19 protein-coding genes are annotated in these 23,215 nt (G+C 41.0%); 7 read left to right on the top strand and 12 right to left on the bottom strand.

Annotated elements, in window-relative coordinates:
• Positions 1-12: 12 nt before the first annotated feature.
• The 9 genes from QYT14_RS01765 to QYT14_RS01725 form a co-directional block, all read right to left on the bottom strand.
• Positions 13-1,530, bottom strand: coding sequence for a SusD/RagB family nutrient-binding outer membrane lipoprotein (locus tag QYT14_RS01765; protein ID WP_288324170.1), 1,518 nt, complete (start codon positions 1,528-1,530; stop codon positions 13-15).
• Positions 1,531-1,544: 14 nt separating this feature from the next.
• Positions 1,545-4,919, bottom strand: a complete 3,375-nt coding sequence (locus QYT14_RS01760; RefSeq protein WP_237037947.1) for a SusC/RagA family TonB-linked outer membrane protein — start codon at positions 4,917-4,919, stop codon at positions 1,545-1,547.
• Positions 4,920-5,069: 150 nt separating this feature from the next.
• On the bottom strand, positions 5,070-6,038 hold the full coding sequence (locus QYT14_RS01755) for a FecR family protein (RefSeq protein ID WP_288324169.1): 969 nt from the start codon (positions 6,036-6,038) through the stop codon (positions 5,070-5,072).
• Between the two features lie 92 nt (positions 6,039-6,130).
• On the bottom strand, positions 6,131-6,679 hold the full coding sequence (locus QYT14_RS01750; protein ID WP_237037949.1) for an RNA polymerase sigma-70 factor: 549 nt from the start codon (positions 6,677-6,679) through the stop codon (positions 6,131-6,133).
• 320 nt (positions 6,680-6,999) lie between these two features.
• On the bottom strand, positions 7,000-7,608 hold the full coding sequence (locus QYT14_RS01745; RefSeq protein ID WP_288324167.1) for a response regulator transcription factor: 609 nt from the start codon (positions 7,606-7,608) through the stop codon (positions 7,000-7,002).
• Positions 7,605-8,300: a hemerythrin domain-containing protein gene (locus QYT14_RS01740; RefSeq protein WP_237037951.1), complete on the bottom strand. Its 696-nt coding sequence runs from the start codon at positions 8,298-8,300 to the stop codon at positions 7,605-7,607. Before QYT14_RS01740 ends, QYT14_RS01745 begins: the two co-directional genes overlap by 4 nt.
• Positions 8,301-8,805: 505 nt before the next feature.
• A complete protein-coding gene (gene purT / locus QYT14_RS01735; RefSeq protein ID WP_237037952.1) occupies positions 8,806-9,975 on the bottom strand; it encodes a formate-dependent phosphoribosylglycinamide formyltransferase in 1,170 nt (389 codons plus the stop codon).
• A 241-nt stretch (positions 9,976-10,216) separates the two neighbouring features.
• The gene (locus tag QYT14_RS01730) at positions 10,217-11,272 is read right to left on the bottom strand and encodes a PspC domain-containing protein (RefSeq protein WP_288324166.1); all 1,056 of its coding nucleotides are present in this window, start codon (positions 11,270-11,272) and stop codon (positions 10,217-10,219) included.
• A gap of 12 nt (positions 11,273-11,284) precedes the next feature.
• Positions 11,285-11,611: a PadR family transcriptional regulator gene (locus tag QYT14_RS01725; RefSeq protein ID WP_288324165.1), complete on the bottom strand. Its 327-nt coding sequence runs from the start codon at positions 11,609-11,611 to the stop codon at positions 11,285-11,287.
• A 177-nt stretch (positions 11,612-11,788) separates the two neighbouring features.
• On the opposite strand from QYT14_RS01725, the gene QYT14_RS01720 reads away from it, so the two are divergent.
• Complete coding sequence (locus QYT14_RS01720) at positions 11,789-12,286, top strand: GNAT family N-acetyltransferase (RefSeq protein ID WP_288324164.1); 498 nt, start codon at positions 11,789-11,791, stop codon at positions 12,284-12,286.
• Between the two features lie 5 nt (positions 12,287-12,291).
• Here QYT14_RS01720 and QYT14_RS01715 read toward each other — a convergent pair whose 3' ends face one another.
• From QYT14_RS01715 to QYT14_RS01705, 3 genes are all read right to left on the bottom strand, one after another.
• Complete coding sequence (locus QYT14_RS01715; RefSeq protein WP_288324163.1) at positions 12,292-13,011, bottom strand: DNA alkylation repair protein; 720 nt, start codon at positions 13,009-13,011, stop codon at positions 12,292-12,294.
• Positions 13,012-13,071: 60 nt separating this feature from the next.
• Positions 13,072-14,271 (bottom strand): PNGase F N-terminal domain-containing protein, encoded by a 1,200-nt coding sequence (locus QYT14_RS01710; RefSeq protein ID WP_288324200.1) that lies wholly within the window; start codon positions 14,269-14,271, stop codon positions 13,072-13,074.
• A 184-nt stretch (positions 14,272-14,455) separates the two neighbouring features.
• Entirely contained in the window at positions 14,456-15,973 is a 1,518-nt protein-coding gene (locus tag QYT14_RS01705) for a DUF4301 family protein (RefSeq protein ID WP_237037956.1), read from the bottom strand.
• A 146-nt stretch (positions 15,974-16,119) separates the two neighbouring features.
• On the opposite strand from QYT14_RS01705, the gene QYT14_RS01700 reads away from it, so the two are divergent.
• The 6 genes from QYT14_RS01700 (at position 16,120) to QYT14_RS01675 (ending at position 22,992) form a co-directional block, all read left to right on the top strand.
• Positions 16,120-18,333 (top strand): RelA/SpoT family protein, encoded by a 2,214-nt coding sequence (locus QYT14_RS01700; protein WP_237037957.1) that lies wholly within the window; start codon positions 16,120-16,122, stop codon positions 18,331-18,333.
• A gap of 29 nt (positions 18,334-18,362) precedes the next feature.
• Positions 18,363-18,716, top strand: a complete 354-nt coding sequence (locus tag QYT14_RS01695) for a diacylglycerol kinase family protein (protein WP_237037958.1) — start codon at positions 18,363-18,365, stop codon at positions 18,714-18,716.
• Between the two features lie 90 nt (positions 18,717-18,806).
• Positions 18,807-19,208 carry a DUF1573 domain-containing protein gene (locus QYT14_RS01690; RefSeq protein ID WP_288324162.1) on the top strand — a complete coding sequence of 134 codons (402 nt, stop codon included), beginning with the start codon at positions 18,807-18,809 and terminating at the stop codon, positions 19,206-19,208.
• A 167-nt stretch (positions 19,209-19,375) separates the two neighbouring features.
• Entirely contained in the window at positions 19,376-20,185 is an 810-nt protein-coding gene (locus QYT14_RS01685) for a metallophosphoesterase (RefSeq protein WP_288324161.1), read from the top strand.
• On the top strand, positions 20,154-20,918 hold the full coding sequence (locus QYT14_RS01680; protein ID WP_288324160.1) for a hypothetical protein: 765 nt from the start codon (positions 20,154-20,156) through the stop codon (positions 20,916-20,918). The genes QYT14_RS01685 and QYT14_RS01680 overlap by 32 nt, the downstream gene beginning before the upstream one ends.
• An 85-nt stretch (positions 20,919-21,003) precedes the next feature.
• The gene (locus QYT14_RS01675) at positions 21,004-22,992 is read left to right on the top strand and encodes an oligopeptide transporter, OPT family (protein ID WP_237037962.1); all 1,989 of its coding nucleotides are present in this window, start codon (positions 21,004-21,006) and stop codon (positions 22,990-22,992) included.
• Positions 22,993-23,215: the final 223 nt, after the last annotated feature.

Here is a 23,215-nt window from a genome sequence, read left to right as displayed (position 1 = left end):
ATATTTATATTATTATTGAAGTATCCACATCTTCTTATTGCGGTCATCAGAGCCATTGAACTGGCGTTCCAAAGCTTCCTGCAGATTGGCTTTATTATATTGTGACTCACTTTCGGGGTACATCCAACGTTGAGGAAGTTCGGTTTTCACCTCATTCAATGATGTTTCCGGATTTATGGGAAGCTTGGGATAACCGGTACGGCGATATTCATAATAACTATTCCAAGGAGAGTGAAGGAACCAGGCAAGATAGCGTTGGGTAAGAATCATTTCAAGCCCATCAGCCTCTCCGTTTGTCAACTGTATAGCAGGATTTTGCAAAAAATCTGCTATCACTTCATCAGTAAGCACACGTCCGTGAGCATAATTTTCAGGCGTATGATCTGCTATAAAACGCATACTTGCTTCTATACCTTTCTTATAATAGGTATCTGCCGAGCCCGAAATCCATCCACGTACCGCAGCTTCAGCCAAAATAAAGCATTGATCGGCATATCCCACTGTAATGAAAGGCTCGCCGGCTGCATTATTTTTATAACGAAGGTTCAGATTACAGAAATTATCGGAGCTATACATTTCCGAAATCTCATGGAAAGGCAATGAAGGATTTACTCCTATATAGGCATCCCAACTGCTTGCATCTATTCCCGCTTTCACCTTAGCATCAGACGGTTCGGCAATATAAAACAAACGGTAATCTTGATTTTGCTTCATCACATCCACAATCGTGGTCGACAACATAGGATACATATTATAGTTGAAGTCATCCTTGTACATAGGATAACGCTGGCCTTTCTTTTCAGAGAAAACCAATTGGTAGTTATCGTCATTCGACTCCATCAATTTCTTATTCGAAACAATGGTGGCAAATCTTTCTTTTACCTTTAAATCTGCATCATCCGCTACTCGTGAGAGGTTCATCAAGACTTTCAGTTCGAATGAAGCCACTGTTTTCTGCCATTTGTTGACATCACCTCCAAACACCGGATCACCATCAAATTTCTTAGCTTGTCCAAACAAAGTATATGCTTCTTCCAAATCGTCCAGAATCTGAAGCATTACGTCTTTTTGAGAATCATACTTGGGTGTGATATTACCTGTTTCTCCCTGCAAGGCATCACTATAAGGCACATCGCCCATCTCCATTGAAATATAGAAAACGGTAAATGCTTTCACAAATTTATTCAATGCCTGAAACGCGTTAGGGTTATTATCGTCGGCAAGTTCGACCATCTTCACTCCATTGACCAAACTTGTATATCCTCCGAAACCGGAACGCCCCATTTTATTATACTGGTAATCCACCGAACCTTCTCCCCATGCCAATTGCTTCATCAAAAAATTACTATTGAAAAAAGCTTTGGAAGTAGAAGGCTTTGTTGTACCAAGAATTAACTTGGTAGCCAACATCTCAGGAGTTACCGTAGTAGGTGAATCCGGGTTGGTATTCAGATCATCAAAGTTACTACAAGAGCACAACATGCCGGTGGCAACCAATGCTCCTATCAGGTAATTATATATCTTTTTCATCGTTATAATAGCTTTTAGAAATTCAACTTAACATTAAATCCGACGTAACGTATAGACGGTGAGTTCAAATCTTCTTGTGCCGAGTCAGGATCGGAGAATTTGAAATCTTTTGTCCAAATCAATAGATTCTGACCGACCAGCCCCACCTGCATGCTGTTCATCTTAAACTTTTCACAAATGCTCTTCGGCATATCATAAGTAATGGACAAATCGCGCAATTTAAAGAATGTTTCGTCCTGAATACATTGACTGACCGCACTATAAGCATTCGGATAATAATTACGAACATAATTCTCATAAGATACAGGTACATCATTAGGAGCAAATACACGTGTGTCATTAGTGATGTTTCCATCCACATCATATTCCACAGAGCCGGAAACGACTTTCACACCATTACCGATATAGTTCGTCTTTCCATTGACAACTTCATCATAACGCCATTGGTTATCACTGTCGGGATGAGCTCCTGTATTCCACAAAGCCTGTTCCATCTTATTAAAAGCAACACCTCCCACACGACCGTCTATCGTGAAGTTTAACGTAAAGTTTTTATATCTGAATGTGTTTGTGATACCCCATACCCAATCAGGGAATTCATATCCCGCAACTGATTGATATTCGCTTTGTTTGGGTAATCCGTTTTCATGTATAATATTTCCTTGCGAATCGCGTTCCCAGTCATATTGTCCCAACCAGTCCCAACGTTCGCCGGCAGCAACCCATGGCTTTTGGGTAGAATACTTATCATCTACTCTTGAATAATAGTAACGGTCGCGAGCCCAGTTAAGCACTGCATTCCACTCAAAGTCACGAGTCTTGATGATGTCTCCTGAAATAGTAAGCTCCACACCACGACGTTCCTGCTCTTCATCATAATTAATCAATGTACTTTCAAAGCCGGATGCATTACTTACCGTTGCCTTACGAGTCAGATTATATTTTAAAGTATTGTAATAAGCAAAGTCTACACGCAAACGATTATTAAAGAAGTTCACAGCTGTACCAATTTCCCATGAACGGGTAGCAGTAGGCTGAATTAATGCTCCACGGATAGAAGTGGGATAAGAAGCAGAAGGCAGATTGTCCCATGCATCAGTGGAAATATTATATACATTGTTAATGGAATATACATCTACATCTTTCTTGGTTTGCGTCCATGAACCGCGCACTTTCCAGAAAGACATCCATTCGGGCAAGTCTATTAATTCGGAAAGAATAGCACTACCTGATACAGACGGATAAAAATAAGAACGGGTTTCGGACGGTAATGTAGACGACCAGTCGTTACGTGCTGTCACATCTAAGTAGAACGCTCCTCTCCATGAAGCGGAAAGTCTTCCATAGATACTGTTGACTTGTTTCCGTTTATACGAACTGGATGTAGTTGCCTTGTCTACCGAAGCTTTTAAAGAATAATATCCCGGAATAGTCAATCCACCTTCAGTATTGCCCTGCAAAGTATCATCCTGATAGTAATAAAGGGTTCCACCCACAATACCTTCCAGATTAAAATCGCCAAATTTGTGATTCGCGCTCAACATCAAATCGTGATTCATACTGAAGCCGCCATCGCGCTCAATCTCAAAATAACCATTCTTGTCCCAGCCTGAGTTAGCGGACTTCGGATTACGCCATGTCTTACGATTGCTGTAAATATCTATACCGGAACGAAGATTGGCTTTCAGCCATGGAGTAAATTCATAACCCATATTCATATATCCATTCGTAATGGTATAGTCACTGGAGCGGAGCACTTCATTGGCTACAAAATACGGATTATCATACCAGCCGGAATACATCCAATTCTGTTGCTCGTCCTTTTTCACCCAATAATCTTTAAACTCACGAATATCATAGTCAGGTCCGGTCCATACCAACAGGTTATAAAGATAACCTCCCTTTCCATAACCGGTTCCATAATTCTGCGGATAAAAACGTTTATTAAAGCTGGCTCCTCCATCAAAAGAGAATTTCTTCCATTTCATTTCTCCCGATACTGAATAAGTGATTTTATTCAATTTGGTATTGGGATATTGCCCCTTGTTGTATACATGAGACAATGAGGCTCTTACACTTCCATACTTACCCTTCTGACTGATACTTACATTATTATTAGTCACGAAACTTGTTTCGAGGAAGTTTTTGAAGTTATCTTTTCCTTTCGATAATAGCGGCATCATCTCAAACTGATGAGTGACCGGATTCCATTGTTCCGCCTCACGACCGATATCCAGTTTATCACCCCACACAAAATCATTGTGGTTATATCGTCCTCCTTCACCGGAACTGTAACCGGACTGGACATTCGGCAATTTCAGATAACCTGCCTGAAACATCGTACTACTGTTTACACTGACGTGCAACCCTTCTTCTTTACTTTTCTTAGTGGTAACCATTACAACACCCACACCACCACGTTCACCATACAGAGCCGCTGCCGTAGCACCTTTCAGGACGTCAACAGATTCTATATCATCGGCAGGGATATCACGCAGCGTCATATTGCCGTAAGGCACACCGTCAATCACCAACAACGGAGTTTCACCACGTAACAATAAAGAGGGAGCATCATTGAATTCTGTACTATTCTGTACATTCAACCCGGCAATTTTACCGGTCAAGGAGGTAGCCACATCTACCGTCTTTACTGTAGCCAATTTTTCACCGCCCAGTTTCTGAACCGCATATCCCAATGCCTTTTCTTCACGTTTAATACCCAGTGCAGTCACCACTACTTCACTCAACATTTCCGTATCTTCAGCCATCTTTATATTGAAGACTGTCTTTCCGTTTACCTTTACTTCTTGGTTTTTATAACCAATATAACTTACTAATAAAGTAGCGTTAGGAGCCACCACCAGTTCAAAACGACCTTCCATATCCGTAATCGTTCCAATGGAAGAGTTGCCCTTTACAGAAACATTGGCACCTATCACCGGTTCTCCCTGTAAATCTACAACCTTACCTGCTATCTTTACAGTCTTATTTGACTGTTGAGCAGACTTTACAGCAAGTGCGTCCGACTTATGTAAGGATATATAATTATCGGAGAAGCTGGATGTGATACCATTGGTTGCCAAAATCTCTAATAAATCGGCCACCTTCTGTTTGCCCTGTTTAATATTAATTTTCTTATTAATATTTACTTCCGTATCACTGTATACAAACAAATACTCAGTTTGCTGTTCTACCTGCGCCATTAATTCCTTTAGCGTCGTCTGACCCGTTTTCAGGGTCACTTGGGCATTCTGAGACTTGATTGTGCCCGCGTGTGCCTGAATAATCAGCAAGAACAAAAACAAAAAAGCGAATTTCATAATACGAAATAATTGATTGGTTTTACATTGTTTTAATGCATTAGCTAGTAGCAATAAGTTTTTTTTCATACCTTTGCAATTAAGGTTCATTACTTTAATTTATTTCCCATAGAGTAAGGTGCTGTGACCTTGTCTTGAGAGGAAACGGTGTTGCAGCACTGCTTCCTCTTTTTGTTTTCTTCTTTTATTTTTCCATAAGCGATAGTATATTTTTAAAGGTTAACGATAAATGGTAACATGTTTTTCATCTATGATTTTGTAACGAAAATCAGCAATCGATTGCAAAACGCGCAAAATACTTTCCAAAGAATCGCTTTGCCTGAACTTCCCGGTCACAGACTTTTGGATATCCACCTCCTTTTCCACAGTAAATTTCACTCCTTGCCACAAAGCGACATTATCCAAAATCTCTCCAAACGGACGGCTCTTGAAACTTACAATGCCATTTTTCAAGTATTCTTCGTTATCAAACTCCGAAACCTGCCTACACAAACGATTATTGCGAAGTATAGCCTGTTCGTGAGAGCGAAGCACCAATCGGTCGGTAGGATCATTTGTATTGTCTACCTGCACACTACCTTCCACCAAATCAATTTCGAAACGCTTACTTTCGGGATAAGCCATTACATTGAAACGAGTTCCGAGAACAGTAATCTGATAAGTGCCCGTTGAAATACGGAAAGGTTTGTCAGCATTATGAGCCACATCGAAAAACGTTGCCCCTTGCAATTCCACTTCCCTATCCTTATTATTAAAGGAAGCCGCGTAACGTAAAGTACTGCAAGGACTCAGCCATGCCACCGTCCCGTCAGGAAGGTTTACTTTCACACGCTGTCCGCTGGGAGCGGATACTTCGGTGTAATGCTCTCCAAATTCTTCTATCAACTGATAACGAGTCAGAAAATAAGCACTTACGGCAACCAGACAAACCAATGCAGCATATTTGCAGCTATGCAACATCCATTTCCCTAACCGATACTTAAACAATCGTCCACTGAATTTTTTATATCCTACTTCACTGATATCCGTATCTTTCTCTCCTTCCAAGCATCCGGTGATAGCTATCGCATTTTGCAGAGCATAAAATTCTTCCCGCAAAGCCATATCTGTATCCATAGCCTGAAACAGAAGCTTCTTTTCATGAGCTGTAATTTCTCCGGTGAAGTATTTAGTAAGTAATTCGTCCATTTTCTATTGTTTTTCATTAGTAAGTCGGACGATACTATAAAAAGTACCAAAAGAAAATGGATTCTTTTTAATTTTATTTTAGAGGCAAACGTTTACCCCAACAAAAATATCAACAGAGGAAGGTAATCTTTCAAGTCCTCGCGTAATTTCCTAACAGCTATCATCACCTGATTCTTAACTGTTTGCAAGGATATCCCCATTTCATCGGCTATATCCTGATACCTTTTATTATTCAACTTGCTTTCAATGAAAATACAACGGCATTTTTCAGGTAAACGGCTAATTGCTTCATGCAAAATACGTTCAACATCCTCATCCGAGAATTTAGCTTCATCAAATGCTTCCAAAGAATAAAGTTTGTATTGGATTTCGCGATTCTCTACTTCTTCCAAACTACCTCTTTGTTCGACAGCTGATAATTTCTTGCGCAAGAAATCAATGCTGCGCCGCTTAACTAAAGTAAAAAGAAAAGCTTGAGGATAACGAAGGCCATCCAATAAAGAGCGATGCTCCCATAAGTAGATAAAAATATCCTGCACTACATTTTCCGCCTCTTCTTTATCAATAACATAAGTACAGGCAAAACGCAACATTCGTGGAAAATAAACAGCATAGATCTCTGAAAAATCAAGCCTTTCCATTCGATTTATTTCCTTTGTTGCAATAGTCATTAATAGATCAGGTTATAATTGTTTCACAAAAGTATAAAAAAACAATTATCTAATAGAAGATTTTCAATAGTTATTATAAATTCAGTTCGCCAATACCGATAGTCTATAAAAAAAGCACTCCCCGCGAATCACTTCGCAAGGAGTACTTTTCAACTAATAACTAACTTGTGGTTTACGTAATTTCTATATGACTAACTTATAATGCAAAGATAAGTGTTCCGGCCAATCCCTGCAATCGCTTCATTTAGGTATTCTGTAACCGTTCACTCCCTATTAGTAGGTATCATTCATCATAAGTTCATCTTTACTTCGCTTAGTTCTACCAGTTTATTCACGATAGCATAAATAGTCAGACCGGCAGGAGAATGTATTTGTAGCTTGCGCGCTATGTTGCGGCGATGGGTGATGACCGTATGAATAGACAGAAACAATTTCTCTGCCGTCTCCTTATTCGTCATGCCACGCACTACACAACAAATTATTTCTTTTTCCCTCTGGCTCAATGTTTCCTGTTCATTTTCATCTTCTGCCCCCATGTGCATCAATTCAACCAATTTCTTATTTAATGTTCCAATATCATCATATAATCCAACCGTTTCATCATATCCTTTCAACAAATTACTATCCGTTACCGAACAAAGCAATGATACGCATTTAATAACCGTCTGAGGATATGCAGCTTTAAATTCATCGACATTGAACCATCCTCCGAATGCCGGATTCACAATCAACACTTCAGGCTGATGCCCTTGCATACAATTGTGCAACCCTTCCATCGAAGTGATTTCTACAGGCTGAACCGGAATATCAGGCAGGCGCTTCAAGACTGATATCAGTCCGCTACGCACGATGACCGAAGTCTCGGCCACTGCCACATGTATAAGGTCTGTCCGTTTCATTTTGCCTCCTTTTCTAACCGAAGAACGGCGGGTACAAACAGATAATCTTCCACACGGCAATGTGACGCCAAGTCCTGCTCACAACTAAAGATGTCAAACAATGCTGCATTCAGTAAATAATCATTCCCACCGGCGGGATAATACTTGATAATGATATTTTTTAATTCTGTCAGTTTAGCGTCTATCTGATCGTGCCGACGTGCAAATTGCGAGATACGGAAACTGCTCTCTCTATTACCTGCAACCAGATTCTCCACATAAGTAAACACATTCATATCTTCATAATCCATGTGCTTGCGTACTTCTGCCACATACGCATCAAAGAATTTCAAGATAAGGAAAGCAACCTCATTTTGCGCCGAACAATCAATAGCCTCTATCAGTTTACGGCGTATGGTGGGCAATTGAAAATCAAGGAAATAGTGATGTGCCTGCTTTAAGTAGCTCATCAAAGCATGGATAGAAAGATCTTGCACTTCGTCAGCCATACGGTTATTCTCTTCTGTGATAAAATTCACCACAGCCAGAAATGTCTTGCAATCCACTCCGTTTGCCTGGCATACTTCCTGCACAGTCCGGTCGCCAAAGCCTAACGAGAGGTCGAAACGGCTCATCACCTGTAACAAGGTATAGTTACCGCATATCAGGTCACTCATTTTATCCGTTGGCACATAATTATTTGTTTTATACATAGTTATCTGTATTTGTTTCTCTTAACGGCTGCAAATTTACGGAAAAGAACAAAAGATTACAATCCCCATTATTAGGTATTTTATACGGAGAACAGCAGCCTCATCTCATAAACAAATTCTCCGCTTAAATGGTTCTATATTCCGGGCCAGTCATTATTCTTGGGGATTTAATATATCATATCACCAACAAAGGGAAGAGTAAGCCGTTTCTTAAGGTCATCCAAGGCTTTTTAAACGGAAGATTATTACAGACTACGCCAACAGACTGTACAGTCCATTGCCGGAGTCTGTAGTAATTCGACCTATAGACAGGCATAATCGAAAGGACGAAAACGCTTAGTCCGACTAATGAATCGACTTAGGGAGTTCAAAACGTATGCAGAGTTAAAAAAACGGAGGAGACAACATCCGGTGACAAATGTTCCTTATTAGTGCTTCTAAAAACAAAAAAAAGAGCTGCTCCAGCATAGCTGAAACAACTCTTCACTATATAATAAGATATCAATTAATATACCTCAACTTTAGCAGCAATAGCTTTACATTTGTCACGAAGCGCATCCAAGTCACTTCCATTCGGAGCATAGCATACCACAACTCCCATACGGCGATTAATCTTCGTATAAGGTTTACCGAAAATACGCAAATAAGTATTGGTTTCCTTGCACACTTCCTCTTCGCCACGATAACGCGGTTGCTCTTTGCTGGCAATCGGTGACAAAATAACCGCACTGGCCCCTATACGCTCTTGAGTAATTTCAGGAATAGGCAGTCCAAGAACAGCCCGTAAATGAAGTTCAAATTCATTCAGATTCTGAGTTCCCGCCAATGTTACCATACCTGTATCATGCGGGCGTGGAGATAATTCAGAGAAATATACGCCATTGTCGTGGCTCAAAAAGAATTCAACTCCCCATATTCCGGCACCCGTCAATGCCTCAGTGACTTTAGCAGCCATACGCTGTGCTTCTTTCAGATGCTCAGGGTCAATATGTGCGGGCTGGAAACTTTCACGATAATCACCGCCTTTCTGCACATGACCGATAGGAGGACAGAACAATGTGGGACCGTTTTTCTGAGTAACAGTCAACAAAGTGATTTCACTGTCAAATTTGATAAATTCTTCGATAATCAGTTCCTTAATGTCTCCACGGCTGCCTTCACAACCATAGTGCCATGCCTGTTCCAACTCTTCCGCACCCTTCACCAATGACTGTCCTTTGCCCGATGAAGACATCAACGGTTTGACCACACAAGGGAAGCCTATCTCTTCGGCAGCTTTTTTCAACTCTTCCAAAGACTTGGCATAGAAATACTTGGCAGTCTTTAATCCCAGTTCCTTAGCGGCTAAATCACGTATGGCCTTACGATTCATGGTATAGTTCACCGCTTTTGCACTAGGTACTACCTGGATGCCTTCCTTCTCCAAATGATAAAGCCTTTCAGTACGAATCGCCTCTATCTCAGGAACGATAATATCAGGCTTATGCTTAGCCACAACTGCATCCAGCGCATCACCGTCCAGCATACTGAATACTTCAAATTCGTCTGCTACTTGCATTGCCGGTGCCCCTGCATAGGAATCACAAGCTATTACATACTGTCCTTTACGTTTCGCTGCAATAACGAATTCTTTTCCCAGTTCGCCGGAGCCTAGCAATAAAATCTTCTTTGTCATAACTATCTATCTCTTTATTTTTGAATTTCCCATAAACTGAAAGCGGAGAGGAGTGTATCAAAACTAAACCGGCCTATCCCATCGTCAGCTGTAGGGGCAGGATTTGCCTGCCCGAAGACACAAAGCAAACTGTTTTCGGGCGAGCGAACCTCGCCCCTACGAACTAAACGATAGCATTATCCACGTTTTGACACAATCCTTTCCGCTTGCAAAGATAATGTATTTTTAAACTACTAATATATCAAACTGCCAATAAATGGTGTATTTGGAAGAAAAAGCCAAAGCCGACAGACAAAGCTATAAACCACAGCACGATAAAGATAATTCGAGTGGCAGCAGACATGGGTTGCCAACCACCGAAATGACGCATCAGGATATGTATCAATCCAATGACAGGAATACCAATAACCAATATGCCGGATATAGCCAGGCCGATAGTAGCTGTAGGAGATGCTCCGGCAGCATTCCAATCCACAGCTGGCACTACTTCATAAAGGATAGCCGGTGTAGCTGCAATCAGTCCGGTTGCCACCATTAACATAGCAAAGCATACCACAAATATCACAAATACTATCGGAGCGCAACAGATAGCCAGAACAATCAATATAAATTTGATTAATGCTCCTGCCACACCAACAATCCCCTCACCTATTCGCTGCAACACACTGTGGGGCTTGCCCGAATGAACGTATTCATTTACTTTCTCAAAGTTATCCGTAACCGTCCGTCCTATATTCTCCACATTAATTTTCGCTCCGCGCATCGCCAGTTTCTCAGGTACGGTTCGAGCTAGAGGAATGACAATCCAAGCTATGATATATGCTATAATAAAGCTGTGAAGGAAAATTCCCAATATCAAAAAGACAATTCGCACCCATGTGGGATCCCAACCAAAGTAAGCAGCCAAACCGGAGGCCACACCTCCCAATACTTTATTATCCGAATCACGAAACAACCGGCGAGGGCCTTTTGCTGTTTGTGAATAAGTGTTTCCGGTCTTTGTGCCTTTCGAAGATTCCTCACCACTACCGGCCTCATCACCAAGGTCTTCGGGTTTACCCATCTGAGCAATAATTTCCTCTACATCCTCTATCGTAATAACCTGTTTGCCACCGTTTAAACGGTCTGTAAACAGTTCTGAAATGCGTAGCTCCATATCATGCACAATTTCTTCCGCTCCTTCTTCACGGCGAAAATGTATCCGCAAGTTACTTAAGTAAGTATCCAACAACTTATACGCATCTTCATCTATATGATAAACGGTGCCACCTAAATTTACAGTCAGCGTCTTTTTCATTGTATTCTGTTTTTAATTGTTTCTTAAATGATTTACTGTATCCGAAAGTTCATCCCATGCATTTTCTAATCCGCTAAGAAAAATTTCTCCTTGAGGCGTCAGCCGATAATATTTACGGGGAGGACCCTGAGTAGATTCTACCCATTCGTAAGAGAGCAGGTCGTCGTTTTTCAACCGGGTAAGCAGTGGATAAAGCGTTCCCTCTACCACGATGAGCCGTGCTTCCTTCAATTTTAAAATAATATCCGAAGCATAAAAGGGCTCTTTGTGCAGCAACAATAAAATGCAATATTCAAGCATTCCTTTGCGCATCTGAGATTTTACATTATCAACGTTCATATTCAATAGTACTTTGTTTGACACAAATATATGCATTATATTAGTACTTTGTATTGCATAGTACTTTTATTTTGTGTATTTTAACTATAAGACGAAAGAAAGGGAAAGAGAGAAAACAATATTAGGAAGGAAAAACTTATATTTGTCCCCCATTAAACCCATAAAAGCACAAAGAGTATGTTTACAATACGAAAAGCGACAACAGAAGATATTCCATTGATTCACACTATGGCAAAGGAAGTATTTCCTGCTACCTACGCAGACATCCTTTCTCCTGAACAGCTCGATTACATGATGGAGTGGATGTATTCCATTACAAATCTGCGCAAACAAATGGAAGAAGAAGGCCATATTTACTATATTGCTTTTAAAGAAGATGCACCTGCCGGTTACGTCTCCATCCAACCCGAAGGGGAAAATTTGTTCCATTTACAGAAAATTTATGTACTCCCTTCTTTCCAAGGAAAATATTTAGGAAAGTTATTGTTCGAACAAGCTATAAAAGCAATAAAAGAAATTCATCCCGCACCTTGCAAAATGCACCTGAATGTAAATCGCAATAATAAAGCACTCCGATTTTATGAATATATGGGAATGGAGAAAGTAGACGAAGGGGATTTTGCTATCGGCAACGGATATTATATGAATGATTATATAATGGGACTCACTATCTGAGTCCCTCATTTTACTACCTTACGTTTCATGCCACGGATAATATCTTTATCGTCCGGACTGACCCGAAAGGATTCTATTATTTTTTGGAGTGCTTTGTTGTACGTAAAGTCATCCAAATGATTTTTCTCTAACAACAGCATCGTTTCTTTTGGAAATTTCACATAGCAGACAGAAAGCGCCCAAGCCACTGCCATCCTTACATAATAACCTTCATGGTTGATACGATTCATCCATTGCAATACCTTCTGTATGTAATCTGCATCAATGTAATGCGCCATTGCCATAACCACTCCAAAACGAATTTCATATTCCTTGTCTGATTTCATCCATCCTTCCAGAAATTGCCATATACGTTCCTTATTCCTATCAACAAAGCGTTGCTTACCTGCAAAATCGAAAGTATCACATACAGACCAGCTATTAATGAGCGGTACAAACGTTGATACTAATGAAAGATACTCTTCCACATCCTTTATTTTCACACATCCTATCACCATGCCTTGAAGCATGCGTTCTTCCATATAATAGATGTCAGCCGATTGCAAATAAGCCTGCCAATCATCTTTGGCTATTTGAGCCGCCAATTGTCGAAGAGCCGGAACACGAACGCCCAACACATTTTCAATACCCGGATGGAGAGCCTCAGTAAACTTTTTATTACCCTCTCCAGCCAATTGCAACAAATTTTCCTTTATGGTTAACCCATTGATGCGATATTCATTCATCGTAATAGATTCGTTTAGATTATAACAAGCTTCCTTCCAACCTCAATAAAAAATACAAAATTATTCATCCCAAACCAGATAAGCCGAAACCAACCAATGGTTCAATTTATCACCATCTACTTCCTGAGCGTCAGGAATACTAACCTTAAAAGTATGTTTACCGGCTTTCAAATCGCCAAGCATTACTTCCTCGGGTAACACATCCGAGCCCGGACACCAATTGGAGCGTGATAAATCCGATGAGCCTAATGGTTCTTCAATTTCTTTTTCTTCATAACCGTTTTCACCGATATAAGAAGAAAGCCGCTTAATCAGCCACACTCCTGTCCCCGGATTGAAACGACGGAAAGAGGCACAGTCATCCCGCCATGGAATAAAATCCAGCACTTTCTCGCCATCAACCGAAACAATATTGCGTTTCTTCACAAATTCATCTCCACCGCTATGACCGCCATGCCCGGTAACAATATACTTCAAGCGGACATTTTTTGCATTACGAGGCAGTTCAAAATCCATCGCCACATCTTTACGGGCAAATATATCGGGGTAAGTCTGACCAATATAATAAACGGTATTCATCAAAGGCTGTACATGACGTTTGGGCAACGCATCACAACTTATCTTACTCTCTTTTATCTCAATGTCCAGACTGACAACATAGCCTTCGGCCGTCCACGTATCAATAAAAACACCTACATAGGCTTCCTTTTCCAATGCAGAATAAAGATCGGTAATATCTTGTTCCCAAACTACATTCTCTGCCCATTCAGGAATATAAACCGGCTTGCGCTTAGCTCCTATTTCATTCTCTTTTTTGCTATAAAAGCCTACTCCAAACGGAGTCATAAAGCGCATCAGTTCTAATGTAGGCACATAATCCTTACCCGGAACAATACCAATCATATTTTCATATTTCAGACTGTCCACCGATGGAAAAGCCGCCTTTCCTTCTGCAATACTCATCAAATTGACAAACGACTCTTTGGGCAATGCAAAACAAGAGCCCGACTTATCCCAACGATCACCATCAGAAGCCAATGTCAAGCGAAGCTTCACACGTACATTCCGTTTATAATCAGGTAAAGATATCTTTTTAAGAATAATGCGTCCATTCACCAAACGGATAACGCCGTCTGCATTGGCCGGAGTATAATTGGGAAAGGAATCGGGACGGAAGCAAATGTTCGTATTGCTAAAAATTTGAATTTGAGTATCTCCCAATGCAGGCAGCTCTTTATGTTTGGCTGCATTTATCGGCATAATAAAAGTTACCGCCAAAGCAAAAGGTACAATAAAGGCCAACAGGCTATTTCTTCTCATACAGCTATATCAAGTTTATTAATATTATCCATTCCAAATAAAGCGAAGAGTCTATATATAAGGCTCCCCGCTTTACTAACTATGTATCAATTATATCAGAATCTCACTCTGAGTTATCAATGATTTATTGATGTTGCTCACGCAACAAGTCATTCACTGTCTTCACCGGATTAAAAGTGCCCAACGGTACCTCTACAAAAACAGTACTCCAATCACTCATAGCTCCATTCCAAAGTCCCGGAAGTTCCAATGCTTTCAAGTCTTTGCCATTTTTTGACTTATACGAAATGAATCCGGTAGCTTTATCTACATAATTCACCAAATCAAATTTACGGCCTTTATAGTCACGTACAGCACAAACCAAATCTACCGGATTAAAGTGAGTACCCTTTTCAAACATGGCTTTCTTTTCAGCATCATTCATATCAATCTGAGAACTTTCCAAAATCTGCAAAGACACTGTTCCGTCAGGATTATATGCAAGGAATGGACCACCACCAGGTTCTCCCACATTTTTCACCATACCGCAAACACGCATCGGCCTATTTAGTTTCTTGCGTAAATAGATCACCAGTTCCGCATCTTCCAAGTCTTTAATCCCATTATTGCGACAACATAACTTCTGCTGAACAAAACGAATGATTTCTTCCAATTGTTCATGATTATATTTACCGCTATCCAACAATTCCAAATACTCGAACGCTTGTTTCTGAAGGGTGACCAAGACACCGGCTATCAATTTCTTATAAGTAACGGTTTCGTCCTTCAAACGGTCGGGCACCACATTATCAATATTCTTAATGAATACAATATCCGCATCCAAATCATTCAAGTTTTCAATCAAAGCACCGTGACCACCGGGGCGGAACAATAATTTGCCGTTATCACGGAATGGATTATTCTCCATATCAGCCGCTACCGTATCGGTACTTGGTTTCTGTTCCGAGAACGAAACATTAAATTCCACTCCATATTTTTTAGCATAAACCGCTACCTTCTCATCCACCAGCTGTTTAAACAACTCACGATGCTCGGTAGAAACAGTAAAGTGCACGTTTACTTTTCCGGTTTTTCCAGCTGCATATAGGGCTCCTTCCACCAAATGTTCTTCTAATGGAGTACGCACGCCATCAGCATAACGATGGAATTTCAACAAACCTTTTGGCAAAGCACCATAATTTAGCCCAACAGCTTCCAGCAAATTTGCCACCACCGGTTTATAGTTCTTTTCAGCAATCAATGCATCAATATTCTTTCCGGTATTATCCAAACAAGCGGCATTCAAATCATTGTAAAAAGCAAAACTATGGATATGGTCGAAAAACTTCTTTTCAAAATCTGTTTTGGGAGCCTCATAATCCGCGCCCAAGAATTCAAATAAATTCTTAAACATACGACTTGCCGCCCCAGACGCCGGTACAAACTTCACAATTGTCTTGTCACCTTGTTTATATGTATCCCATGCTTCCAGATATTCTTTCAATTCACTCTCTGCAGGAGCTATAATCCCCTTATCAATGGAAGCGGCTGCATCCAGTTCCAAGAAAGGGAAACCTTTTTCAAAGCAAGCCAATTGTTCAGCTATCTGCTGCTCTGAAATACCTTTTTTAACTAATAAATCTTTGTCTTCAGGTGTTAACATAAGTATATGAATTTAAATGGTTTAAATTATCCGTTATCTATTTTGATTATTCATCAATGCCCAAAAATACAAAAAAATGCCATAAAGCCATCTAAAAAAGAAAGAAAAAAACTACCTTTACGCCGAAAGAAAAGATTTCACGTGTTATGGAAGAAAAAACATTTTTCACAGCCAAAGAGCGTGAACAACTGTTCACCCTTTATAAACGGTTACTCCGTCTATCGGGGGATACCTTGCAAAAAGACGACTGTCACAAGCTCAAAACGCATCTTATCAAGGCGGTTGCCGAAGGCAATATGCCACGAAATAACTTTGGGATGAACCTCATTATCAAAGATATGCAGACTGCTGTCATTGTCGCCGAAGAAATCGGCATGAAGCGGGCTTCTATCTTGGGAATTATGTTACATGAATCAGTAAAAAACCATTTATGCAGTTTGGCATCGGTACAAGCTGAATATGGAGAAGACGTGGCAGGAATCATTCGCGGACTGGTTAAAATCAATGAATTATATGCCAAAAGTCCGACCATCGAATCAGAAAATTTCCGCAATCTGCTTCTTTCTTTTGCTGAAGATATGCGTGTCATCCTGATTATGATTGCCGATCGTGTCAACCTGATGCGTCAAATCAAGGACTCAGAGAATGAGGAAGCCCGCCAACAAGTATCCAATGAAGCAGCCTACCTTTATGCACCACTTGCACACAAGCTGGGATTATACAAATTAAAGTCCGAATTGGAAGACTTGTCACTGAAATACACCGAACATGATGTTTATTATCATATAAAAGATAAGCTGAATGCCACGAAAGCATCACGCGACAAATATATAGCCGCCTTTATCGAGCCGATTCAGAAGAAACTAGAGCAGGCCGGACTAAAGTTTCACATGAAAGGACGCACCAAGTCTATCCACTCCATCTATCAAAAGATGAAGAAGCAGAAATGTCCGTTCGAAGGGGTATATGATTTATTTGCCATCCGCATCATCATCGACTCTCCTATTGAGAAAGAAAAACAGGAATGCTGGCAAGTGTATTCTATCGTAACCGACATGTATATGCCCAACCCTAAACGGTTGCGCGACTGGCTTTCCGTTCCCAAAAGTAACGGATACGAGTCTTTGCACACCACAGTTATGGGACCTGAAGGAAAGTGGGTAGAGGTACAGATACGAACAGAACGTATGGACGATATTGCCGAAAGAGGACTTGCGGCTCATTGGCGCTACAAGGGAGTAAAAGGCGAAACAGGACTGGACGAATGGCTGACCACTATCCGTGAAACACTGGAAAACGCAGACAGCGACCTGGACGTGATGGATCAGTTCAAACTCGAGCTGTATGAAGATGAAGTATTTGTCTTTACTCCGAAAGGTGACCTTTATAAACTAGCAAAGGGAGCTACCGTACTCGACTTTGCCTTTACCATCCATAGTAAATTGGGATGCAAATGCATCGGTGCCAAAGTGAACGGTAAGAATGCCCAACTACGACAAATCCTGAATAGCGGAGATCAGGTGGAAATCATGACATCCAATACCCAGACCCCCAAACGTGACTGGCTGAATATCGTGACCACTTCAAAAGCACGCACCAAGATACGTCAGGCATTAAAGGAAATTGAGGCACGGCAAGTGCAGTTTGCCAAGGAGACCATTGAACGCAAGTTTAAAAACCGCAAACTGGAATATGATGAAGCGACCATGATGCGTCTCATCAAGAAACTGAGCTATAAAACAGTTACAGAATTCTATCAGGATATTGCCGACGAAAAGCTGGATGCCAACAGCATACTGGATAAGTATGTGGAAATGAAAAAGAAAGAGACGGAAGCACAGCAGGATATCACCTATCGCAGTGCCGAAACCTATAGCATCCAAGCTCCTGCCGATGACAAAACGTTCAAAGATGATGTACTGGTAATAGACCAGAACTTAAAAGGACTGGATTTTAAATTGGCCAAATGTTGTAATCCGATTTACGGAGATGATGTTTTTGGTTTCGTTACTATCAACGGAGGTATTAAAATTCACCGTACCGATTGCCCCAATGCCAAAGAAATGAGAGCACGTTTTGCTTATCGTATAGTAAAAGCACGTTGGGCCGGCAAAAGTCAGGGTAAACAATATCCGATAACCCTGCGCATCGTCGGTCACGATGATATAGGTATTGTAACCAATATCACCTCCATTATTAATAAGGAGAGCAGCATCACTTTACGTTCTATCAGTATTGACTCGCACGACGGATTATTTTCAGGTATGATGACAGTGATGGTAGACGATACCTCCAAATTGGAATTGCTGGTAAAGAAAATAAAAACTGTAAAAGGAGTCAAACAAGTCAATCGAGGCTGACCAAACGTGTGTATAACAAAACCAAAACGATGAACGAATTACAGAAAAGAATAAAAAGCTTTGCCTATGCCATTACAGGTATAGGCAGTTTTTTGCGTAAAGAGCATAATGCCTGGATTCATTGCATAGCCATTATAGTAGTGACCATAGCCGGATTCATCCTTGGTATCAGCCGGATGGAATGGGTTGCAATACTCCTGTGTTTTGGCCTGGTATTAGCCGCAGAAGCCTTTAATACAGCCATCGAGCGATTGGTTAATCTTGTATCTCCCGACTATCATCCCATAGCCGGAGATGTAAAAGATATAGCTGCCGGAGCCGTTTTGATATGCGCTGTTACAGCTGCCATTGTGGGGGTAATAATCTTCATCCCCTATTTTTAAAGGTGTTAATTAAACATTTATTTCACTAACTTTTTCTACCCTTTATATAGAAATCGCTAAATTAGCAGCGATTATTTTAATATGAAAATTATGAAGAAGATTTTAGTTTCAACTCTATTGTTGATTATCAGTTTAGTTTCTTATGCAGCAATACAAGGTGGAGAGGCAGAAATTACTTTTGAAAACACATCACATAATTTCGGTACATTCTCAGAATCAAGCCCGAAAGTAACATGTACATTCAAATTTAAAAATACAGGAGACGGTCCATTGATTATCCATCAGGCAATTGCATCATGCGGATGTACTGTTCCCCAGTATCCCAAGGAACCCATTAAACCGGGAGAAAGCGGGCAGATTACAGTCATTTACAATGGTGCCGGCAAGTTTCCGGGACACTTTAAGAAATCCATCACTATCCGTAGTAATGGAAAGAATGAAATGACTCGTCTTTATATAGAAGGTGACATGCTTCCCAAAGATACAAAATAATAAAAGATTTCTCTTCCAGAAACTCCCTAAATGGCTTTCAAAAGTTGTTTGGGGAGTTCTTTTTTACCACTGTATCTTGTAATATAAGAAAAAAAGAACATTTTTCCTAAATAATAAGCCACTCTTTATTCCCCAAAAATGACGTACTTTGCAACAAATTCGAAAAAATGAGAAAAGGAAACTTATTATTGCTACTCTTAACAGTGTGCTTTACTTCATGCGAGATGCTTGAATCACACCCTTATGATGCACACATTACAGGCGAACGAGATATAAATGCCAAAAACTGTGAACGTATAGAAGAAGCCATGAAAGGCAAGAAAACCTTTCGCTTTGCTATGATTAGCGATACCCAGCGATGGTATGATGAGACAGAAGAAGTAGTGGAGAAAATCAATGAACGTGGAGATATTGATTTTGTTCTTCATGGCGGAGACCAATCGGACTTCGGTGCAACAAAAGAATTTCTCTGGATGCGCGATATTATGAAAGGATTCCAAATGCCTTTCGTCTGTGTTTTGGGAAACCACGATTGCCTCGGCACAGGAGAAGATGTATATAAAGCAATCTATGGCAATCCAAACTTTGCTTTTACAGCCGGGAATGTTCGTTTCATTTGTCTCAACACCAATGCCATGGAATATGACTATTCACAGCCCGTACCCGATTTCGGATTCATGGAAGACGAATTGACCAACCTCTCCGAAGGCATTGAAAAAACTGTTTTCCTGATGCACGTAAAGCCGTATGAGTTTATTTTCAATAATAACGTAGCCAAAGTATTTCAGGAATATGTAAAACAGTTTCCAAACGTACAGTTTTGCCTTTATGGACACGAACACCAACTGACAGTAGACGATTTATTTGAAGACGGAATCCTCTATTATCAGTGTCCGAACATCGGGAAACGAACATATTTGGTATTTACTATTAAAGAGGGAACTCATGAATATGATTATGAAGCTGTTGAATTTTAAGATTATCCTATTATTCCTAACAATATACGCCTGCCCCTACCGGGCACTTGGGCAACAAGATACATTATTATACAGAACATTAGTTCAAGATAGTATTCTTATTCCACAAAAAAGCCAGACAGCAATAGAGGAGGGAGAAGGTATATTTACGGAAGTTCCCAAACATTACCGCAAATACGATAAACGTATCCACCGCTATCGCAGTGCATGGGAAGCCTTGATTCCCACACACACCAAAATACAATACGCCGGAGGTATGGGATTGCTTTCATGGGGTATCGGTTGGGATTATGGGAAACGCGGACAATGGGAAACCGACCTTTTATTGGGCTTTATTCCTCGCTACTCTTCCCGTCATTTCAAAATGACAATGACATTAAAACAGAATTTTATCCCTTGGAGCGTCTATTTAGGAAAAGACTTTTCATTGGAACCGTTGACTTGCGGTCTTTATTTTAATACCGTATTCAGCGATGACTTTTGGACAGAAGAACCCGAACGCTACCCACATGGGTATTATGGCTTTTCCACCCGTATCCGTACCCATATATTCTTAGGACAACGCATTCGTTTTGATGTACCCGATAAATACCGGAAATTCTCAAAAAGCATTACTGCTTTCTATGAAATCAGCTCATGCGATTTCTATTTGGTCAGTGCTTTTACCAATAGTTATCTTACCCCTTTAGATTACCTCCGGTTATCATTCGGATTGAAATTTCAGATATTCTAATGAGATTATAGGTATGTTTCTCTAATTTTTCATTATTTTTGGGCATTTATTGTGATAAATTTCAAAAATAATAAAATAGAGAAACATGAAACAAGAACAAGAAAAGCCGGTCGGATTGCCCGAAAACGCCTTCCGTCCATTAAAACCGGGAGAAAAGTATCACCCTATCATGTCACCCGACAGACAGTATCCGGAAGTGAATGCGTGGTCTGTAGTTTGGGGTATATTAATGGCTATATTATTCTCAGCTGCAGCAGCTTACCTGGGTTTAAAAGTCGGTCAGGTATTTGAAGCAGCCATACCGATTGCCATTATCGCCGTCGGTGTGTCAGGTGCAGCCAAACGAAAAAATGCATTGGGTGAAAACGTAATTATCCAATCTATCGGTGCCTGCTCAGGAGTTATTGTGGCCGGTGCTATCTTTACTCTTCCCGCCCTTTATATCTTGCAAGACAAATATCCCGAAATGACAGTCAATTTCTTCCAAATGTTTGTCAGCTCACTGTTAGGAGGTATCTTGGGTATTTTGTTCCTGATTCCTTTCCGCAAATATTTTGTGAGTGACAAACATGGCGAATATCCTTTCCCCGAAGCAACGGCCAGCACTCAGGTGCTTGTCTCGGGCGAGAAAGGCGGCAGTCAGGCCAAACCACTTTTATTTGCCGGTCTGATTGGTGGTCTTTATGATTTCATCGTAGCTACCTTTGGCTGGTGGAACGAGAATTTCACAACCCGCATTTGTGGTTGGGGTGAAATGATGGCAGACAAAGCGAAAGTTGTACTCAAAATCAATACTGGTGCAGCCGTTCTCGGTTTGGGTTATATCGTCGGTCTAAAATATGCCGCCATCATCTGTGCCGGTTCATTAGTCGTATGGCTGGTTATCGTCCCTGGAATGTCGATATTGTTCGGCGATCAGGTTCTGAATGCCTGGAATCCGGCTTTAACACAAACCATCAGTGAAATGTCTCCCGAACTTATCTTCAAAGAATATGCCAAGAGTATCGGCATCGGTGGTATTGCCATGGCAGGTGTCATCGGCATCGTGCGCTCATGGGGTATCATCAAGAGTGCTGTGGGATTAGCGTCCAAAGAAATGGGAGGCAAGAAAGTAGAGACCAATGTCATCCGCACACAAAAGGATCTTTCAATGAAGATTATCGCTTTCGGGTCTATCTTTACGATTCTGCTTATTTCCGTCTTTTTCTTTTTCGATGTAATGCACGGAAACGTACTGCATAGCATTGTAGCCATTTTGTTGGTTGCAGGCATTGCTTTCCTATTTACTACCGTCGCTGCCAATGCAATCGCCATTGTCGGAACCAATCCCGTATCGGGAATGACGCTGATGACTTTGATTCTGGCATCTGTCGTCATGGTGGCAGTCGGTCTGAAAGGTGCAACCGGTATGGTAGCCGCCTTGGTTATGGGAGGTGTTGTTTGTACCGCACTGTCTATGGCAGGAGGTTTTATTACCGACCTGAAAATTGGTTATTGGCTGGGAAGTACTCCTGCCAAACAGGAAACATGGAAGTTCCTCGGAACTTTGGTTTCTGCCGCTACCGTAGGTGGAGTAATCATGATTCTGAATAAAACTTATGGTTTTTCAAGCGGTGCTTTAGCAGCTCCCCAAGCTAACGCTATGGCAGCCGTCATCGACCCCCTCATGAATGGAGTAGGTGCACCCTGGTTACTCTATGGTGTCGGTGCAGTGCTGGCACTTGTACTTACTTACTTCAAAGTACCCGCACTTGCTTTTGCACTGGGTATGTTCATTCCTTTGGAACTCAACTTGCCATTGCTGGTGGGTGGAGCTGTCAACTGGTATGTGACTTCCCGCAGCAAAGACGAAGCTGTCAATACAGAACGGGGCGAAAAAGGCACATTATTGGCATCAGGTTTCATTGCGGGCGGTGCATTGATGGGAGTAGTCAGCGCAGCAATGCGTTTTGGCGGCATCAATCTGGTCAACGAGGAATGGTTGAACAATTCATGGAGCGAAGTGGCTTCATTAGGTGCCTACATACTACTGATTATCTGGCTGGTAAAGGCAAGTATGCATATCAAGAAATAAAACAACAGGCATATACTTAAGCCAGCATGAGAGAGAAAAACTTCCCTTATATTGAAATTGTGTCAAAACGTGGATAATGTTGTCGTTTCGTTCGTAGGGGCGAGGTTCGCTCGCCCGAAAACAGTTTGCTTTGTGTCTTCGGGCAGGCAAACCCTGCCCCTACAGCTGACGATGGGATAGGTCGGCTTAGTTTTGACACACTCCCGACTTTTAGTTTATGAGA

This window comes from uncultured Phocaeicola sp., from assembly GCF_948499155.1.
Lineage (GTDB): Bacteria > Bacteroidota > Bacteroidia > Bacteroidales > Bacteroidaceae > Phocaeicola > Phocaeicola faecalis.
The sequence above is the reverse complement of the archived record's forward strand: the minus strand, read 5'-3'. Positions and strand labels throughout refer to the sequence as shown.

Coding starts and splice junctions, on each gene's coding strand:
- QYT14_RS01765 (WP_288324170.1), bottom strand. CDS start 1,530: ATGAAAAAGATATATAATTACCTGATAGGAGCATTGGTTGCCACCGGC.
- QYT14_RS01760 (WP_237037947.1), bottom strand. CDS start 4,919: ATGAAAAAAAACTTATTGCTACTAGCTAATGCATTAAAACAATGTAAA.
- QYT14_RS01755 (WP_288324169.1), bottom strand. CDS start 6,038: ATGGACGAATTACTTACTAAATACTTCACCGGAGAAATTACAGCTCAT.
- QYT14_RS01750 (WP_237037949.1), bottom strand. CDS start 6,679: ATGGAAAGGCTTGATTTTTCAGAGATCTATGCTGTTTATTTTCCACGA.
- QYT14_RS01745 (WP_288324167.1), bottom strand. CDS start 7,608: ATGAAACGGACAGACCTTATACATGTGGCAGTGGCCGAGACTTCGGTC.
- QYT14_RS01740 (WP_237037951.1), bottom strand. CDS start 8,300: ATGTATAAAACAAATAATTATGTGCCAACGGATAAAATGAGTGACCTG.
- purT (WP_237037952.1), bottom strand. CDS start 9,975: ATGACAAAGAAGATTTTATTGCTAGGCTCCGGCGAACTGGGAAAAGAA.
- QYT14_RS01730 (WP_288324166.1), bottom strand. CDS start 11,272: ATGAAAAAGACGCTGACTGTAAATTTAGGTGGCACCGTTTATCATATA.
- QYT14_RS01725 (WP_288324165.1), bottom strand. CDS start 11,611: ATGAACGTTGATAATGTAAAATCTCAGATGCGCAAAGGAATGCTTGAA.
- QYT14_RS01720 (WP_288324164.1), top strand. CDS start 11,789: ATGTTTACAATACGAAAAGCGACAACAGAAGATATTCCATTGATTCAC.
- QYT14_RS01715 (WP_288324163.1), bottom strand. CDS start 13,011: ATGAATGAATATCGCATCAATGGGTTAACCATAAAGGAAAATTTGTTG.
- QYT14_RS01710 (WP_288324200.1), bottom strand. CDS start 14,271: ATGCCGATAAATGCAGCCAAACATAAAGAGCTGCCTGCATTGGGAGAT.
- QYT14_RS01705 (WP_237037956.1), bottom strand. CDS start 15,973: ATGTTAACACCTGAAGACAAAGATTTATTAGTTAAAAAAGGTATTTCA.
- QYT14_RS01700 (WP_237037957.1), top strand. CDS start 16,120: ATGGAAGAAAAAACATTTTTCACAGCCAAAGAGCGTGAACAACTGTTC.
- QYT14_RS01695 (WP_237037958.1), top strand. CDS start 18,363: ATGAACGAATTACAGAAAAGAATAAAAAGCTTTGCCTATGCCATTACA.
- QYT14_RS01690 (WP_288324162.1), top strand. CDS start 18,807: ATGAAGAAGATTTTAGTTTCAACTCTATTGTTGATTATCAGTTTAGTT.
- QYT14_RS01685 (WP_288324161.1), top strand. CDS start 19,376: ATGAGAAAAGGAAACTTATTATTGCTACTCTTAACAGTGTGCTTTACT.
- QYT14_RS01680 (WP_288324160.1), top strand. CDS start 20,154: ATGAATATGATTATGAAGCTGTTGAATTTTAAGATTATCCTATTATTC.
- QYT14_RS01675 (WP_237037962.1), top strand. CDS start 21,004: ATGAAACAAGAACAAGAAAAGCCGGTCGGATTGCCCGAAAACGCCTTC.